The sequence below is a fragment of the Geobacillus sp. 46C-IIa genome (genome assembly GCF_014679505.1).
Classification (GTDB): domain Bacteria; phylum Bacillota; class Bacilli; order Bacillales; family Anoxybacillaceae; genus Geobacillus.
In genome coordinates this window covers 679,118-695,802 of the sequence record NZ_CP061474.1, presented here as the reverse complement: position 1 = coordinate 695,802, position 16,685 = coordinate 679,118, and the positions used below count along the sequence as shown (strand labels likewise).

The window sequence follows — 16,685 nt, the reverse complement described above, 5'->3', positions numbered from 1 at the left end:
GCCGGTTGCCAAAATAGAATAAAAAAATCCTTTAGCGTCCACGCGCTAAAGGATTTTTTCGGTCACAGGCGAATCGCCTCGACTTTGCCGATCGATTTGCCAAACCATTTTCCTGAAATCTTTTCAAACAGTTCTTTCGATCCGGTCGTGAAAAACAAATGCTCCGGTTCGCGCCTGCCGGTGTAAAGGAGGTGGCTATGATGCAAAATCGTGCTCACTTCGCGGGCCGTTTCATCGCCGGAGCAGATGAGTTTCACCTTTTTGCCCATATACGCCCGAATGAGCGGAGCCAGCAACGGGTAATGCGTGCACCCTAAAATGAGCACATCAATCGGCCTCGGACGCAGCGGAGCAAGCGATTCGGCGACAATCGCCACCGCCTTCTCCCCTTCAAAATCGCCGCTTTCGACAAGCGGGACGAACTTCGGACAGGCCAAGCTTTCGACACGAACGTGCGGGTTGATCGATTGGAGCGCTTTTTCATACGCTTTGCTTCTGACCGTCCCGACGGTGCCGATCACGCCGATATGCCCGCTTTTCGTCGCCTTCAAGGCGGCGCGGGCGCCGGGATGAACGACGCCAAGCACCGGGATGTCAATCTTCGCCCGCACCTCGTCAAGCACGACAGCGGTCGCCGTGTTGCAGGCGATAACAAGCATTTTCAGTGGATATTGCCGCAAATAATGAATCATCTGCCACGTAAACTGACGAATTTCTTCGACCGGACGAGGCCCGTATGGACACCGGGCTGTGTCGCCGAGGTAAATGATTCGCTCTTTCGGCAGCTGCCGCATAATTTCCTTGGCGACTGTTAAGCCGCCAACTCCTGAGTCAATGACACCAATTGCTCTTTCCAAGTGATCGCCTCATTCTTTGTTCATTTCTTGATGCAACTTGCGTAAACAGCGTTCCAAGAAGACGATTTCCTCGTCCGAAAAATTCTCTAGCACTCTTGCCAAATCGCGCTGGCGTTTTTCGATAACCTCCTCGATGATGCGCTCTCCCTTTTCCAACAGATGGATGCGGACGACGCGGCGGTCATGTTCGTCGCGGATTCTGCTGACAAGGCCGTTCCGTTCCATGCGGTCAATCAAATCGGTCGTCGTGCTGCACGCCAAATACATTTTGTTCGATAACTCGCCAACCGTCAAGTCCCCTTCTTCAAGCAGCCACTGCAAAGCGACAAACTGCGGAGGGGTGATCGGGTAATTCGTTAAAATTTCGCGGCCGCGTTGTTTTAAGTTAGCGGCGATATAACGAAGCAATTTTTCCAACTCGGCAACCGTTTTATCATTCATTGCAGACGGCATACAATCTCCCCTTGATCGTTTTCGCGGCCTAGCCCCGAAGCGGCGGCCCGTGTCAATCCTATTCTATTTTTCATTTTACAACACCCAGGGACATAATCAATACAAAAATGCGGCCTCCGCCGCGAACGAAGGCCGAACGGGCAATCAAGCCTCGTCCGGCCGCAAAGGAACATAACAGCCGGCCATCCGAAAAGGGAAAGCCGGCATCGTTTATAGTTCAAGTTCGCCCATTCGAAGCAATTCAATGACAGCTTGCGAGCGCCCCTTGACCCCAAGCTTTTGCATCGCATTCGAAATATGGTTGCGAACAGTTTTCTCGCTGATGAACAGCTCTTTAGCGATCTCCTTCGTCGTCTTGTCTTGCACGAGCAATTCGAAGACTTCTTTTTCTCTCTTTGTCAACAGCGGCTTCGATTGAAACGATTTATCCTTCAACGGTTGTAACCCTCCTTGCTCTCAATGGGCCCGAACTGCCGGATGGGTATTTACTCACCATATAGTATGTGAGAGCAAGGGCGGCGGTGACGAAAACTTGCTTATCTAATAGAAAAATGGGTCTTTTTTCTTCACTCTTCCCATTCGCCGGGACAACGGTGGGCAGGCTGCGTCCGCCCAGGAGGCGGTTGCCATCCGGCGCCTAGTGAAACAACAAATCCCCTTCATGGCTGCCCATGAAGGGGATGGAGATCCTATCGTTATGCTTCGTCGCTCCCGAAGAAATCGCGGAACATTTGAATGGTCGTATCGCGGTTTAAAGCGGCGATCGACGTTGTCAGCGGAATGCCTTTCGGGCACGATTGCACACAGTTTTGCGAGTTGCCGCAGTTCGCCAACCCGCCGTCACCCATAATGGCCCGCAGCCGTTCCGCTTTATGCATCGCCCCGGTCGGATGGGCGTTAAACAGCCGCACTTGCGACAGCGGCGCCGGGCCGATAAAGTTCGACTTGCTGTTGACGTTTGGACACGCTTCAAGGCAAACGCCGCACGTCATGCATTTTGACAACTCGTAAGCCCACTGCCGTTTCCGCTCCGGCATGCGCGGGCCAGGACCTAAATCATACGTCCCGTCGATCGGAATCCATGCTTTCACTCTCTTTAAGGCGTCAAACATCCGACTCCGGTCGATCGCCAAGTCGCGGATGACCGGGAACGTGCGCATCGGCTCGAGGCGGATCGGCTGCTCGAGCTGGTCGACCAAGGCCGCACACGCTTGGCGCGGCTTGCCGTTAATCACCATCGAACATGCTCCGCACACTTCTTCCAAACAGTTCATTTCCCAAACGACCGGTGTCGTTTTTTCGCCTTTGGCGTTGACCGGGTTGCGGCGAATTTCCATGAGCGCCGAAATGACGTTCATGTTCGGGCGGTACGGGATGACAAACTCTTCTTCATATGGCGCAGAGTCCGGACGATCTTGGCGCGTAATGATGAATCGAACCGTTTTGTTCTCGCTCATCTTACTTCACTTCCTCTTTCTTTTTGCTGTAGTCGCGTTTGCGCGGCTTGATCAACGAAACATCAACCTCTTCGTAATGGAACGCCGGACCGTCTGGCGTATAGCGAGCCATCGTCGTTTTCAGCCACTCTTCGTCATTGCGCTCCGGAAACTCCGGTTTGTAGTGCGCTCCACGGCTTTCGTTGCGATGATACGCGCCAAGCGTGATGACGCGGGCAAGCTGCAGCATGTTGTACAGCTGACGGATAAACGTCGCCCCTTGGTTGCTCCACTTCGCCGTGTCGGTGACGCTGATGTTTTTGTACCGCTCCATCAACTCTTGAATTTTTTCGTCCGTTTTCAGCAGCCGGTCGTTGTAGCGGACGATCGTCACGTTCGCTGTCATCCATTCGCCGAGCTCTTTATGCAGCACATAGGCGTTTTCCGTGCCGTCCATCGCCAAGATGTTTTCCCACTTTTCTTGTTCTTGTTTGACGTAGCCATCAAACAGCGCCGACGGCAGCGCGTCAGCCGATTTTTCAAGACCGCGGATGTAGCGGACCGCGTTCGGACCGGCGACCATTCCGCCATAAATGGCCGATAAGAGCGAGTTCGCGCCGAGGCGGTTGGCGCCATGAATGGAGTAATCGCACTCACCGGCGGCAAACAGCCCTTTAATGTTTGTCATTTGGTCATAGTCGACCCATAAGCCGCCCATTGAATAGTGAACAGCAGGAAACACTTTCATCGGCACTTTGCGCGGGTCTTCGCCCATGAATTTCTCGTAAATTTCAATAATGCCGCCGAGCTTAATATCCAGCTCTTTCGGATCTTTATGGGAAAGATCCAAATACACCATGTTTTCCCCGTTAATGCCGAGCTTCAAGTCGACGCACACATGGAAAATTTCCCGGGCAGCGATGTCGCGCGGCACTAAGTTCCCGTAAGCCGGGTATTTTTCTTCAAGGAAGTACCACGGTTTTCCGTCTTTGTACGTCCAGACGCGCCCACCTTCCCCGCGCGCCGATTCGCTCATCAGGCGGAGTTTGTCGTCACCTGGAATCGCGGTCGGATGGATTTGGATAAACTCGCCGTTTGCATAGTAGACGCCTTGCTGATAGGCGATCGATGCCGCCGAACCGGTATTGATGACCGAGTTCGTCGATTTTCCGAAAATGATCCCAGGGCCGCCGGTCGCCAAAATGACGGCATCGGCAGGAAACGCTTTAATTTCCATGGAACGCAAGTCTTGCGCGACAATGCCGCGGCAAATTTGTTCGTCATCCAAAACAACACCCAAAAATTCCCAATGTTCATATTTTGTCACAAGCCCAGCCACTTCATGGCGGCGCACTTGCTCGTCAAGGGCATACAAAATTTGCTGTCCTGTCGTTGCCCCGGCATAAGCCGTGCGGTGATGCTGCGTTCCCCCGAAACGGCGGAAGTCGAGCAATCCTTCCGGCGTGCGGTTGAACATGACGCCCATCCGGTCAAGCATGTAAATGATCCCCGGCGCCGCTTCGCACATCGCTTTGACCGGGGGCTGGTTCGCCAAAAAATCGCCGCCGTAGACGGTGTCGTCAAAATGTTCCCACGGCGAGTCGCCTTCCCCTTTCGTATTGACCGCTCCGTTAATGCCGCCTTGGGCACAGACGGAGTGAGAACGCTTTACCGGAACGAGCGAAAACAACTCGACAGGCACTCCTGCTTCGGCGATTTTAATCGTGGCCATCAAGCCGGCCAAGCCGCCGCCAACAACGATGATTTTTCCTTTTTTCATGGCTACTCACTCCCTAGAAAATTGCTGCTTTTGCTTCACTATCGACGATTTGCCCCGCCGGTTCGCCCCATCGACCAAGCGATCGTTCGGCGAACGGCTGCAGCGTGATCCGTTACGAGCCAACGCAGCGTTCATGTCCAAAACGTCCCGAATGGAAAGCTTGTCCTACGCAAATGCTAAAATGGCGCGAATCCCGACAATCGAAAGCGCAACAAAGATGATCATCGTAATGTACGTAAACACTTGCTGTGAACGAGGAGACACCGTTAACCCCCAGCTGACAAAGAACGACCATAAGCCGTTGGCAAAGTGAAATACGGTTGATAAAATTCCGATAATATAAAACCAAAGCATGAACGGATTATCGACGATGTTCGCCATCATATCATAGTTCACTTCGGCGCCAAACGCGGCTTGCACCCTTGTTTCATACACATGCCAGACGACAAAAATCAACGTAATGATGCCCGTGATCCGCTGAAGCATAAACATCCAGTTGCGGAAATAGCCGTACTGGCGGGTGTTGAACTTCGCTGTAAACGCGATATAGATGCCGTATACAGCATGGAACAGCAGCGGAAGAAAAATAATGAAAATTTCCAAGAGAATGCGGAACGGCAAATGTTCCATGAACGAAGCCGCCCGGTTAAACGCTTCCGGCCCGCGCGTCGCAAAATGGTTGACGATCAAGTGCTGCACTAAAAAAACGCCAACGGGAATAACCCCAAGCAGCGAATGGAGCCGGCGGTAGTAAAACTCGCGATTCCCTGCCATATGTAAACCCCCTTTGACTAGTAATAAAATGTGTGCCCCTCGTTGCAGAACGGAAACAGAAACGCCTTCCATTTCCATATTCGCTTTGTCACATTCATTGTACTCCCACATCGTACAAGCGTCAAGAAAACATCGCCACAAAATGTTCAAACATTCTCATATTTGCCCTTTCTGAAGAAAGGGGGTGCAGGCCGTCGGCAGTTCAGCTATAATGAGGAAATGGATAGAAAGAGGGGAAGACGATGAAACAGCCACGGTTAGAGGAACAGTATGAAACGTTTGGATCGATCACGCTTTCCGCATTCGGCGCTGAGCTGCTCCGCCATTCGCTTCTTCCCGAGCTGCTAGGCAAAGATGGCGCCGCCCTTTTGTACTGGGCCGGCAAGCAGCTGGCGCGCCGCTATCCGCTCGCTACAATGGAGGACATCGCCGTCTTTTTTGAGCGGGCTGGCTGGGGGACGCTGTCGGCCGGCGAGGAGCGGAAAGATGAACTGCACATCGAGCTGTCCGGTCCGATTGTCTCCGCCCGCCTTTCCTTATACGACAGCTACACCTTTCAGCTCGAAGCCGGGTTTCTCGCCCAACAAATTGAGCAGCAAAAACGATTCGTCACCGAAGCGGTCGAATTGCCGGCAAAACAGGCAGGCAAGGCGCGCATTTTAGTGAAGTGGGACCGGAAACAAACCATTGATTGATCACCGCTAGTCGTCTATAGTCGAAGCAATGGCTTCTCAGCAAGGGCAACAAAGGGCGCCCCGCGCCTACGGGACGCCCTTTTCACCGCTATTCATGCAGCTTCTCGTAAATTTTCTCCGCCACCGCCCGCGGGATGTTCGCCTGTTGCAACTCTTCAATCGTCGCTTCTTTCATCTTTTTCACCGAACCAAAATAGTTTAATAGCGCCTTTTTCCGTTTTGCTCCGACGCCGGGGATGTCATCGAGCACGGAATGGAACATCGTCTTCTGCCGCGTCTGACGGTGGAATGTGACCGCAAACCGGTGCACTTCATCTTGAATGCGCTGCAGCAAATAAAACTCTTGGCTTTGCCGGTCAAGCGGCACGACAGCTGGCGGATCGCCGGCCAACAGCTCTGAGGTACGGTGTTTTTCGTCTTTCGCCAGCCCGGCGAGCGGCACATCGAGGCCGAGCTCGTTTTCCAACACATCGCGCACCGCGGACAAATGGCCTTTGCCGCCGTCGATAATGATCAAATCGGGAAGCGGCAGCCCTTCTTTCAGCACGCGCGTATAGCGGCGGCGCACGACTTCGCGCATCGACTCATAGTCGTTCGGCCCTTCAACTGTTTTCACCTTATATTTGCGGTACTCTTTTTTCGCCGGCTTGCCGTCAAGGAAGACAACGAGCGCTGAGACCGGGTCAGCCCCGTATATGTTCGAGTTGTCAAACGCCTCGATGCGGCGCGGCGCCGGAATGCCGAGCCGCTCCCCGAGCCGGTCGACCGCCTTGATCGTCCGCTCTTCATCGCGCTCAATAAAATAAAACTTTTCTTTCAAGGCGATGGCGGCGTTTTTGTTCGCCAGTTCGACAAGTTCTTTTTTCTTCCCTTTTTTCGGCTGAACGACATGGACGCCAAGCAGTTCGCGGACGAGCTCGCCGTCGATGTCGGCCGGCAAGACGACTTCCTTTGGCTTCAAATGGTGCGCCTTCGCATAAAACTGGCCTAAAAACGTAAGCATTTCCTCATCCGGGTCTTGGTAAAGCGGGAAAATGGATACATCGCGCTCGATCAGCTTCCCTTGGCGGAGGAAAAACACTTGCACGCACATCCAGCCTTTGTCATATGCATAGCCGAACACATCGCGATCGATGAAATCGTTGAACATCATTTTTTGTTTTTCCATCGTCATCTCAATCGCCGCGATTTGGTCGCGGTATTCTTTCGCCCGCTCAAACTCGAGCGCTTCAGCCGCCTGATGCATTTTTTCCGTCAACTCCCGCTTTGCTTCCTCATAACCGCCGTTTAAAAAGCGAACGATTTGCTCGACCATCGCCTTGTTTTGCTCGTCCGGCACCGGGTAAACGCACGGGGCCAGGCACTGGCCCATATGGTAATACAAACAGACGCGCGAAGGCAGCGTCGAACATTTGCGGAGCGGATACAAACGGTCAAGCAGCTTTTTCGTCTCATTCGCCGCCTGCACGTTCGGGTACGGGCCGAAATATTTGCCGCCGTCTTTTTTCACTTTGCGGGTAATGAGCAAGCGCGGGTGCGTTTCCGCGGTAATTTTAATAAACGGGTAGCTTTTATCATCTTTCAGCATGACGTTGTATTTCGGATCATGCTTTTTAATCAAGTTCATTTCCAAAATGAGCGCCTCGGCGTTTGACGAGGTGACGATATATTCAAAATCGGCGATTTCCTCGACGAGCCGCTGCGTTTTGCCGTCATGCGTCCCAGTAAAATAGGAGCGGACGCGCGCTTTCAGCGACTTCGCCTTGCCGACGTAAATGACCGTTCCGTGTTTGTCTTTCATTAAATAGCAGCCCGGCTGTTCCGGGAGCACGGACAGCTTTTCCTTCAGCCGGTCGTTCATGGCCATCACTCCATCCTATTCCTCGACCCATTCGTACAGCGTAATCGTTCCGTACACCGGATCGGCAAGCAGACTGGAACGATATGTTTTCACTTTGCGCACATGGCGGGAAACATCGACTCCTTGGGCGCGAAACCCGTCAACAACATGATTGGTCATATAAATTGTAGCATGGCGGTAGTTTTCTTTGTCTTGCAAAAAGAAGGAAAAATGGAACACATCTTTATGCGGAAACGGCACATGCAAATAGTCGAACACGCGCGTCTCTTCCCACGTATATACCACAAACGGCCGCGGCTTGTCACGCAACTCGTCCGCCAACTGGTATACAGCCGGCGGCGTCGCCACTTGCTCGCGCAGCTGGCCGATACCGACGGCTGCCTGCAGCAGCACGACCGCTGCCGCCAGCGCTAATCCCCATACCCTGGATGCAGCCAAAAAGCGGCCCCACACATAAAACAGCGCGAAATGGATGAACGGAAGAAGGTGGCGTGGCTTTTCGATGTTTTGCGCCAATAGCGCCCAGACGGCATAAAGCAGAGCGGAAACGACAAGCGCGCGCGGCGGCCGGAACTGCCCGGCGCGCCAAGCGATGGCGCCGATTGCCGCATAGGCGGCCAGCAGCCAAGCGTTTTGGCAGGCGATGCCGGTCCAAAGAAAGTTGTCGATCAAAAACCGGTGCACCCGCTCTGAAAACGGAAGCGGGCTCGCTGCCGCCGTTCCTCCCCAATCGCTGAAATGGCCGTGGACAAACGCCCAGCCGAGCTTGAAAAACGGGAAAAGGCCTCCCTCCGTTCGCGCTACCGCCGCCACCCAAATAAATTGAAACAACGCAGCCACCAAAATGGACAACGCCACACGGCCAACGCGGCGGTGCGTGCTCCAGTCTTCGTGCCAAAGGAACAACAGCGCGACGCCGAATGGAGCATACGACAGGCGCACTCCCATCAGCACGCTGAATAAAGCAGCTGGCAAAAGCTGCGCCTTCCATGTCGTCTGTCGGTGCGCCCGCTCCACCGCCCACATGTACCACCAGAGCACTCCGAGCGCCGCACCGTCTGACATCGGCCGGGCGGCGGCGAGGAGAACGTAGCTTGAAGAGAGCACTGCCAAAGCCGCCAACAGCGCCGCCGGGGGCGAAACGTGCCGGCGCAGCAGCCACACGAGCGGGAAAACAGCGGAAAATAGAACGAGAATATTCAACACAGAAAGCGCCTTAGCCGGATTGGCGATTACCGCGTGAACGGCCATGCCGCCTAAAATGAAATACGGATAGCCGGGAAAATGCGGCTGCATGCTTAACAAGTCGTAGCGCTCAAGCGCCAGCGCAAAATCGACTTCATCCCATGTGGCCGCATACGGGCTTGCCCAATACAGCCCGGCGCCGGCCAAAACGGCGGCCAGCCCGATGCTGAAACAAAGCCAAAGCCGGTGGTGCAGCAGTCGTTTCACGAGATTCCCTCCAAAGAAAAAATACAAGGCGCAGCGCCTTGTATCTTTACATAATGCTTTTCGTCTTTTCCTTAAGCGCCGCGGCCGACGGGTGCTCTTTGTCTTTGCTGTTCTTTTGGCCTTGGCGGCTCGTCACGAGCAAGTAAATCACGACAAAGTAGCCGATATAGGCGATCATTTCCTCAAGCGACGGCATCGACGAGTAGCCGAACAGCGCTTTTAAAAAGACGCCGACTTCGCCGGAGAAGATGGGGGCGACACCGTGGTCGCGCAAATAATGCTCATAATCGATCGGGTGTTCCGGAAGCAGCCAAGTCAAATCGTACACATGTGGCATGACGCTGCCGATCAAGTTAATATCTTGCATCATCGAAATGGCTTGCACGAACAGACCGGCAGCAATTAGGACGATAAAAGCGCCAGTCACCTTAAAAAACGTCTTGAGCGGGATGCGCATCGTCCCTTTAAAGAAGAAATAGCTGACCAAGACGGCCATGACGATCCCTGTCGCCGCCCCCCAGCCTTGTATGGCCGCACCGATGTTGCCGTGCGTGATGGCGGCGAAGAAAAAGACGGTTTCCACCCCTTCGCGCAACACGACTAAAAACGAATGGACGACCATCCCGACGACATTGCCGGCTGTGATGAACTGATCCATTTTCCCTTCGACGCTTTTTTTTATGTCCTGGCTATGTTCAGCCATCCAAAACACCATTTGCGTCAACAGCAGCGCTGAGACGATCATAATGCCGATTTTCAAGTAGATTTCACTTGCCATCGCAGCGAAGCCGGTGAACACGACTTGAAACAAAATGGCGACACCAACGCTGGCGGCCACCGCCAAGGCGGCGCCAAGCCATACGTATTTCGTATACTCGCGATGGTTCACCCGTTTCAAATACGACGTAATAATCCCGATAATAAGCAACGCCTCGAGCGCTTCGCGAAACGTAATGAGCAGCGCTTGAACTTCCATGCCCCCGCCTCCCCTTCACATGTAGACTAAGTCCGTTTCCGACGCCGCACATAAATCAAGACAGCGCCAATGATAATCGCAACGATGACAATGAGAGGAATCCAGTTTTTAGATTCTGACAAATCCGTCCATTCTTTTTTTCGCACTTCATCCGGCTTTTCCGACGCGCTTTCCGAAAAATGGCCAACTTCTAAGCTTTTTAAACTGAATTGCTTTTGTAGCGCGGTTAAAATGGTCTCTTTGCTTTGCTTAAACGCATTGATGTCCGATTTTTTCTCGCCGACGCCGAACAGCCCTGGGTTGCCAAGCGACTGCAGCGCGTTGTCAAACTCCGTGCGCAACTGTTTGTCAAGCGCCGGGTCTTTCCCTTGGAGGACCGGCGACAGCGCTTCATACGTCGCAAACGCCTTCGCCAACAGCCGCTTGCTCGTATCGTACTGATCAAAGTTTTTCTCAATATTGTCTAAGCGGCGGGCGACATTGAGCACTAAAATTTTTTCCATATTCTCGGTCACCGCTTGGCGGTCTTTGTCTTCGATGGCTCCAAGCACCGCTTCCGACGGCTCTGATCCCATATGCATGTCGATTTCTTCTTTTACCGTTCCAAAAATCTCCTTGGCGGCGGCAAAATTCGGCGGCTGTTCGTTCAGCTTTTCCTTCATCTGCTTGTAAGCTTCGGCGACCGCTTCTTCATTCGGATTTCCGTACGAGTAGGCAAACGCTTTAAGCGGGATGAGATGGATCATAACGATCATTGCTATGTAAAAAAAGAGGCGGAACGTTCTCATTTTTTCCTCTCCCTCCTGTCAAGATTAATGATAATGATTATCATCATCTTTGTCAATACGGTTTACAAAAACATGCTGGCAGCTAGGGGGAGTCGCCTTATGAACAGTGCCGAGCCTGCTCTGGGGAAAGCACATGTGCATCGCGGTCGATGGCGACTTTGCCGACCGGGCGGCGCATTTCTTTCCATATCGCCGGAATGACGGCGGTCATGTAGGCAGTGAATTTGATGAACGAGCGTCCGGTCGTCCGCACTTGGTAGCGGATCGGCACTTCCTTCAGCCGAAACCCTTTACGCACCAAATTGAGCGTCAGCACTTGGGCATAATTGTAATCATGGATAATTTCCGCCTCCTTCATCGCCTGGCGTGAAAAGGCGCGCATGCCTGACTGGCCGTCGTAAAGGCGCTGGCCAAGAAGCAGCGACTGCAGCCAAGTGAACGCATAGTTGCCGAGGCGGCGGTGCCATTTCATGCCGCGAATCGTGCCGAGAAAGCGCGAGCCCATCGTATAATCAGCTTCACCGGCAAAAATGGGAGCCAAAATGTCGGGAATTTGCTCCGGTGGATATTCATTGTCAGCATCAATCATGACACCGACGTCCGCGCCGCGGCGCACGCATTCCTCAAACCCGCGGCGCACCGCCGCCCCGAGGCCGCGGTTTTCCGGCAGGCGGCAAATGTAATCGGCCCCCGCTTCTGTTGCTACTTCAGCCGTCCGATCCGTCGACCCATCGTCAATGACAAGGACGCTTACCTCAACATCAGGGTGAAAGTGGCGCGGAATGCGGCGGATCACGTCCCCAATCGCTTCTTCCTCATTGTGCGCCGGCAAAAAAACGATGACGCGCTGCTTCTTCATCGCTCTCCTCCTTTCGCATCGCTTCGATTAAAACCGGGCCGCGGCTATGGCTCGGGTATGGCGCGCCAAGCAAATAGGCGATCGTCGGCGCGAGCGAAACAAGACTTGTTTTCTCGTCGACCCGCTTTCCCGGTTCGATGGCCGGACCGCACATAAAAAACGGCACATACCGTTCTCCTTCGTCCAAATGGCCATGGCCACCGATGCCATCCGCTTGGCCGTGGTCGGCGCAGACGATCAATGTCGCGCGCTCAAGCTCGCCGCGTTTCTCAAGCCAGCCGACAAACTCTGCAACCAAGGCGTCGGCTTCTTCAATTTTTTCGATATACTCGTCATACAGCACACCGCGGCTATGGCCGGTTTGGTCGGTGGCGATCAACTGTACGACGAGCAAGTCCGGGTTTTGTTCCTCGACGATGCGTTTCGCCCGCTCGATGATATAACGGTCGGCCAGGTCGTTCGGCATGACGGCCGTCACCGTTTCCACATCGGCGCCGAACGAATCAACCAAATGGGCGATGCCGAGCAAGCGGCCTGTTTTTCCGATTTTGCGGAGTGAATCGAAAATCGTCTCGACTTTCGCCCCAAGCTTCCATACCATATTCGACCGGATGCCGTGCTCAAACGGGTACGTGCCAGTGAACATCGAAGTAAAGCAGACGACCGTACGTGCCGGATAAACAGTTTCCATTTGTGCAAATTCCGTTCCATGCGCGCGTAGCCGTTTTAAAAACGGGGCGTTCGCCGCCTCAAACCGATCTTTGCGCATGCCGTCAATGACGATGACATATACTTTATCATTGACCGGCGCGGACGGAACGGGCACGTTGTCAGTATACGTCGGGATGACATCCGGTTTCCAATCGAACAAATACCGGTGCAACACCCACGAGAACAGCCACACCCCGGCGGCAAACAGCCAAAACGAGCTGTACAGCGGCGCCAAAGACTCCCCTTGTTCGATCTGCCGCCAAGCGTATTCCCATACAGACAAAAGAAGGAAGCATTTCGGCAACTGCTCCTGGGCGTTGCCGCTCGTTGAATCGCTATTTTTTAGCACGAGCTTCCAAAAGCGGGTGAAATTCCACCATGACGTGCCGATGCGCAAATGGTAATACAGCGTCCCCCAAAAAAAGACAGTAAAGAAAAAATAGAGCCCGGACGCCAAAAGCAGCAAGATCACATCAGCAAATGACCAAATGATGAGAAATGCCATATACGGAATCCATAAATAATTGCGCAAAAACAGCGGGTAATCGTATACATAGTAGACGACAAACAGCGGCAGCGCCACCGCTAGGCCGAGCAGCCAAACCGATGCATGACCTTGAGTGAGGTCAGCAGCATGATAGATGGCCATCGTTCCGGCGACAAAAATCGGCGTGAACGGTTTTCCTTCATTCAACAAGTTCCAGCAGCGCGCCGCGACTTTTTCAAACCGTGATGCTTCTTTCATCGCCTCTCCCTTTCCTTTCTCCATACGTTTCGCACCGCCTGCCAGTCGGACCGCCAAAACACGAGCACAACAGCCCCGGCCGCATATGAAAACAGAAATTTAAACGCATGGGTAAGCACGGCCGCCGTATACGCCACGCTCCCCGGCGCACCCAGCGCAGTTAACGCAAACGCCATTACCGCCTCATACGTTCCTACTCCGCCAGGAGCGATTTGGGCAATTTGACCGGAGACGGTTGCACTGTTGACCCATACCGCCTGCCAAAAGGAAAGCGGCATGCCGGCTGTCCGGGCGATCGTCCCGATAACCGCTGCCTCGCACAGCCAGCTCGCCGCCACCGCCGCCGCGATCAACACGCCGCGCCAGCCGCGAAACGCCATCCGCCATCGCCGCCATAACCGTTCCATACGGAGCGGGCGGCGGAACACGGCAAGAGCGAGTACGAGGCCGGCCGCAGCGAGCGCCGCCAACAGCGGAACACCAGGAATCCGATGCATATACACATACATCCCAACGGCGGCGAAGCTGCCTAACACAGCCATGTCCAACAATCGCATGACCGCGACCGACTCGCCCGCCGCGCCGGCCGAAATGCCAGGCTGGCGGGCGAGCACAGCGACGCGGGCCGCATCGCCGATTTTCACAGGCACAAGATGATTGATGAACAAACTGAGCAGCACCGCGCGCCAATAGACAGAGAAAGCAATCGGTTTCCCGACATACTGCTTCCACGCCCACGCCCGCAGCCAAAATGACATGCCATACACAAAAGCGGCCGCAGCTAGGTCCGCTGGATGGCGGACCAGTTCGGCCAGATGCCAAAGCAGCAGCCGGGTGTCAAAATAGCGGTACGTCAGCCAGGCAAAAATGAACAGCAGCGCCGCGCCGGCCGTCCGCAACACCACCTTGGCAGCCAGCTTACCGCTCATGTTCGCGCGCCCACGCCACCGTCCGGGCCAATCCTTCGAAAAACGGCACCTTCGGCTCGTAGCCAAACGCCCGCTTCGCCTTCGTAATGTCCGCCCACGTCGCTTTGACATCGCCTTTCCGTTCCGGTGCACGCACGACCTTCATATCCGGGAAATGCCTACGCAGCTCGACAAGCAGCTGTTCCATCGTGACCGGCGTCCCTGCGCCCAAGTTAAACACCTCGCTTTGGCTGCCGCTGCGTCCAAGCGCCGCCACCATGCCGGCGACAATATCATCGATGTACGTATAATCGCGCGCCGTCCCAGAACCATATACCGTGATCTCCTCGCCGTTCATCAGCCGGCGGAGAAACGCGCCGATGGCCATATCCGGCCGCCCCCACGGACCATAAACAGTAAAATAGCGAAAAATGGTCATTTTGTAGCCGTGGAGGTGAGCGTATGCATGGCAAAACGACTCTGCCCCGTATTTTGCGGCCGCATACGGCGAAACGACGCGCCCATCAGCCATTTCTTCCTTAAGCGGCACATTGCCGCGATCGCCATACACGGATGAGGACGAAGCGAACAACACGTGGCGGGCCTCGGCTTCCCCGGCCGCCGCCAAGACGTTCACCGTTGCCTTAATATCGTAGTCAATATAGGTGAGTGGCTGCTCAAGCGAATACGGCACCCCCGGCAGCGCCGCCAAGTGGTAGACGACATCGGGACGAAACTGCGCAAACCACTGCTTTGTCTGTTCCCCATCAAGCAAGTCCAAGCGGACAAGCGGCACCCGGCCGCCGGTAAGCGCCTGAAACTGCCGTTCTTTCCGTTCGGTGGGATAGTACGGATGAAAACAATCAATGGCTGCCACCTCGTATCCTTGACCGCTCAAATAGGCAGCGAGATGGCTGCCGATAAATCCCGCTCCCCCGGTCACAACCACTTTCATAAGCTTCACCCCATTATGAAATTCCCTGTCTATTAGCATCTTATCATAGCGGCCGGTGAACGTCGCGAGCCACGGATGGAAACTAAATGTTTCCATCTATCTAGACAGGCAGCTGAGCCAGCTGGGCAGACTAGTTTTAGGACACAGGCGCCATCAAGTGCGGCTGGCGCTTGCGAAAAAAGGGCGCCCTGCGGACACCCTTGTCGGCGATTATTTCGCCTTTTCAATCACTTGCTGCAGCGCGGCTTCAATTTGCGGCAGCCATTTGTCGCCCTCGGCTTTATTTTTCGCCTTCGCCGCTTCTAAGTAGCGTGTCGCCTGGTCGTTCAAGGTGTTATAGGCCTCATTGCCGAGCAACGTTTTGATATCATTTTCCATCATGTTAATAAAAAGCGCACCTTCTAAAGCGGTGATCACCGACTTGTCTTGCCCCCAATTTTCTTGGCTTTCTTCATATTCGTGAAGGGCCACTTTCGCCCATCCGCGCACGAACGCACGGTTCACTGCTTTCGGATCGAGCGTTTTGACGTCCGTCTGCAAGTCGAACTGTTTCAAAATATAGTCGGCTTCCTCGGCCGCATGCCGTTTCATATATGGATAGACGGACTGATAAAACGCCCAGCCTTCCGCCTGCTTCACTTTTGCCTCTTCGTCACTTTCTTTCGCCGCAGCCGCTGCCTTTGCCGCGTAGCCGTGCGGCAGCGCTCCGCTCGCTAAGTAGAATGTTTTCATCAACGTTTTATCGACGACTTGCTTGCCGAGGGCGAATGCCAGCGCATCGTCGTTTTGGACCGCTTGCTCCATTTGCGCGAACGCGCCGCTGATCGCGTCAACTAACTTCGTTCCATAAGCCGCATCGCGCTTTTCCACCGTCGGCTGCAAAATCGCGTAAAATGCTTTTGCTTCCTCGATCTCTTCCTTCACTTCCTCTTTATTGGCCCAATGTTCTTCCGCTTCGGTAAACTCGTGTTTGATCGTCGTGTAAAACACTTTTTGCATCAGCTTATCAAAAATTTGCTTGACGACCATCGGCTCAAGCGACCCGTCTTTTCCGGCCGTCAGTGCGTTGGTAATATGTTGGTCAAGCGTATCTTCAAATTCCGCGTCGCGTTTTTGCACAAGCGGCTGCAGCTTTTCTTTGTAGATGCTCTCCACCTTGCCGAAGTCAACCGCCCCGCCTTGCTTCGCTTTCTCAAGCTCCGCCAATGCTTCGCTGAACGCACCGGCGTAATCCACTTCCGCCTGTTCGCTTTCTTCTTCCGTTTTCGTCTCCGTTTTCGACTCTTCTTGTTTCTCTACGGCCGTTTGATTGCTGTTTTCTTTTTCTGTCCCCGCCGTCTGTTCGCTTTGGCCGCATGCGGCAAGCGCCAACGCCGCGGCCGTGAACACGGCCATCCACTTCCATTTCCAAGACATTATGTATCCCCCCGCTATT

Annotated in this window: 16 protein-coding genes; 1 reads left to right on the top strand and 15 read right to left on the bottom strand. The window is 54.1% G+C overall.

Features of this window, described 5'->3' with window-relative positions:
• Window positions 1-62 precede the first annotated feature (62 nt).
• The 6 genes from racE to IC803_RS03520 all read right to left on the bottom strand — a co-directional run bounded on the left by racE (window position 63) and on the right by IC803_RS03520 (window position 5,300).
• Window positions 63-857 (bottom strand): glutamate racemase, encoded by a 795-nt coding sequence (racE, locus tag IC803_RS03545; RefSeq protein ID WP_081208584.1) that lies wholly within the window; start codon window positions 855-857, stop codon window positions 63-65.
• A 9-nt stretch (window positions 858-866) separates the two neighbouring features.
• Window positions 867-1,310: a MarR family winged helix-turn-helix transcriptional regulator gene (locus tag IC803_RS03540; protein WP_081208586.1), complete on the bottom strand. Its 444-nt coding sequence runs from the start codon at window positions 1,308-1,310 to the stop codon at window positions 867-869.
• A gap of 210 nt (window positions 1,311-1,520) precedes the next feature.
• A complete protein-coding gene (locus tag IC803_RS03535) occupies window positions 1,521-1,745 on the bottom strand; it encodes a helix-turn-helix domain-containing protein (protein ID WP_008881129.1) in 225 nt (74 codons plus the stop codon).
• Window positions 1,746-2,005: 260 nt separating this feature from the next.
• Window positions 2,006-2,767 carry a succinate dehydrogenase iron-sulfur subunit gene (sdhB, locus tag IC803_RS03530; protein ID WP_081208588.1) on the bottom strand — a complete coding sequence of 254 codons (762 nt, stop codon included), beginning with the start codon at window positions 2,765-2,767 and terminating at the stop codon, window positions 2,006-2,008.
• 1 nt (window position 2,768) lies between these two features.
• Window positions 2,769-4,526: a succinate dehydrogenase flavoprotein subunit gene (gene sdhA / locus IC803_RS03525; protein WP_081208590.1), complete on the bottom strand. Its 1,758-nt coding sequence runs from the start codon at window positions 4,524-4,526 to the stop codon at window positions 2,769-2,771.
• 165 nt (window positions 4,527-4,691) lie between these two features.
• On the bottom strand, window positions 4,692-5,300 hold the full coding sequence (locus IC803_RS03520) for a succinate dehydrogenase cytochrome b558 subunit (protein WP_081208592.1): 609 nt from the start codon (window positions 5,298-5,300) through the stop codon (window positions 4,692-4,694).
• 242 nt (window positions 5,301-5,542) lie between these two features.
• On the opposite strand from IC803_RS03520, the gene IC803_RS03515 reads away from it, so the two are divergent.
• Window positions 5,543-5,995, top strand: a complete 453-nt coding sequence (locus IC803_RS03515) for a YslB family protein (RefSeq protein ID WP_081208594.1) — start codon at window positions 5,543-5,545, stop codon at window positions 5,993-5,995.
• A gap of 88 nt (window positions 5,996-6,083) precedes the next feature.
• Here the strand turns inward: IC803_RS03515 and uvrC are convergent, their stop codons facing one another.
• The 9 genes from uvrC to IC803_RS03470 all read right to left on the bottom strand — a co-directional run bounded on the left by uvrC (window position 6,084) and on the right by IC803_RS03470 (window position 16,666).
• Window positions 6,084-7,856 carry an excinuclease ABC subunit UvrC gene (uvrC, locus tag IC803_RS03510; RefSeq protein WP_081208596.1) on the bottom strand — a complete coding sequence of 591 codons (1,773 nt, stop codon included), beginning with the start codon at window positions 7,854-7,856 and terminating at the stop codon, window positions 6,084-6,086.
• A 15-nt stretch (window positions 7,857-7,871) separates the two neighbouring features.
• Complete coding sequence (locus IC803_RS03505) at window positions 7,872-9,308, bottom strand: nucleoporin-interacting protein (protein WP_081208652.1); 1,437 nt, start codon at window positions 9,306-9,308, stop codon at window positions 7,872-7,874.
• 46 nt (window positions 9,309-9,354) lie between these two features.
• Window positions 9,355-10,284, bottom strand: a complete 930-nt coding sequence (locus IC803_RS03500; protein WP_081208598.1) for an FTR1 family iron permease — start codon at window positions 10,282-10,284, stop codon at window positions 9,355-9,357.
• A gap of 26 nt (window positions 10,285-10,310) precedes the next feature.
• Window positions 10,311-11,072: a hypothetical protein gene (locus tag IC803_RS03495; protein WP_081208600.1), complete on the bottom strand. Its 762-nt coding sequence runs from the start codon at window positions 11,070-11,072 to the stop codon at window positions 10,311-10,313.
• Window positions 11,073-11,169: 97 nt separating this feature from the next.
• Entirely contained in the window at window positions 11,170-11,931 is a 762-nt protein-coding gene (locus IC803_RS03490) for a glycosyltransferase family 2 protein (protein WP_081208602.1), read from the bottom strand.
• On the bottom strand, window positions 11,888-13,387 hold the full coding sequence (locus tag IC803_RS03485; RefSeq protein WP_081208604.1) for an alkaline phosphatase family protein: 1,500 nt from the start codon (window positions 13,385-13,387) through the stop codon (window positions 11,888-11,890). Before IC803_RS03485 ends, IC803_RS03490 begins: the two co-directional genes overlap by 44 nt.
• Window positions 13,384-14,316: a lysylphosphatidylglycerol synthase transmembrane domain-containing protein gene (locus IC803_RS03480; RefSeq protein WP_081208606.1), complete on the bottom strand. Its 933-nt coding sequence runs from the start codon at window positions 14,314-14,316 to the stop codon at window positions 13,384-13,386. The genes IC803_RS03485 and IC803_RS03480 overlap by 4 nt, the downstream gene beginning before the upstream one ends.
• A complete protein-coding gene (locus tag IC803_RS03475; RefSeq protein WP_081208608.1) occupies window positions 14,306-15,250 on the bottom strand; it encodes an NAD-dependent epimerase/dehydratase family protein in 945 nt (314 codons plus the stop codon). The genes IC803_RS03480 and IC803_RS03475 overlap by 11 nt, the downstream gene beginning before the upstream one ends.
• A 210-nt stretch (window positions 15,251-15,460) precedes the next feature.
• A complete protein-coding gene (locus IC803_RS03470; RefSeq protein ID WP_081208610.1) occupies window positions 15,461-16,666 on the bottom strand; it encodes a hypothetical protein in 1,206 nt (401 codons plus the stop codon).
• Window positions 16,667-16,685 lie beyond the last annotated feature (19 nt).

Bases quoted from the DNA above. Each gene is read 5' to 3' on its own strand.
- IC803_RS03540 (WP_081208586.1), bottom strand. From the start codon at position 1,310: ATGCCGTCTGCAATGAATGATAAAACGGTTGCCGAGTTGGAAAAATTG.
- sdhB (WP_081208588.1), bottom strand. From the start codon at position 2,767: ATGAGCGAGAACAAAACGGTTCGATTCATCATTACGCGCCAAGATCGT.
- sdhA (WP_081208590.1), bottom strand. From the start codon at position 4,526: ATGAAAAAAGGAAAAATCATCGTTGTTGGCGGCGGCTTGGCCGGCTTG.
- IC803_RS03520 (WP_081208592.1), bottom strand. From the start codon at position 5,300: ATGGCAGGGAATCGCGAGTTTTACTACCGCCGGCTCCATTCGCTGCTT.
- IC803_RS03515 (WP_081208594.1), top strand. From the start codon at position 5,543: ATGAAACAGCCACGGTTAGAGGAACAGTATGAAACGTTTGGATCGATC.
- uvrC (WP_081208596.1), bottom strand. From the start codon at position 7,856: ATGAACGACCGGCTGAAGGAAAAGCTGTCCGTGCTCCCGGAACAGCCG.
- IC803_RS03500 (WP_081208598.1), bottom strand. From the start codon at position 10,284: ATGGAAGTTCAAGCGCTGCTCATTACGTTTCGCGAAGCGCTCGAGGCG.
- IC803_RS03495 (WP_081208600.1), bottom strand. From the start codon at position 11,072: ATGAGAACGTTCCGCCTCTTTTTTTACATAGCAATGATCGTTATGATC.
- IC803_RS03490 (WP_081208602.1), bottom strand. From the start codon at position 11,931: ATGAAGAAGCAGCGCGTCATCGTTTTTTTGCCGGCGCACAATGAGGAA.
- IC803_RS03485 (WP_081208604.1), bottom strand. From the start codon at position 13,387: ATGAAAGAAGCATCACGGTTTGAAAAAGTCGCGGCGCGCTGCTGGAAC.
- IC803_RS03480 (WP_081208606.1), bottom strand. From the start codon at position 14,316: ATGAGCGGTAAGCTGGCTGCCAAGGTGGTGTTGCGGACGGCCGGCGCG.
- IC803_RS03475 (WP_081208608.1), bottom strand. From the start codon at position 15,250: ATGAAAGTGGTTGTGACCGGGGGAGCGGGATTTATCGGCAGCCATCTC.
- IC803_RS03470 (WP_081208610.1), bottom strand. From the start codon at position 16,666: ATGTCTTGGAAATGGAAGTGGATGGCCGTGTTCACGGCCGCGGCGTTG.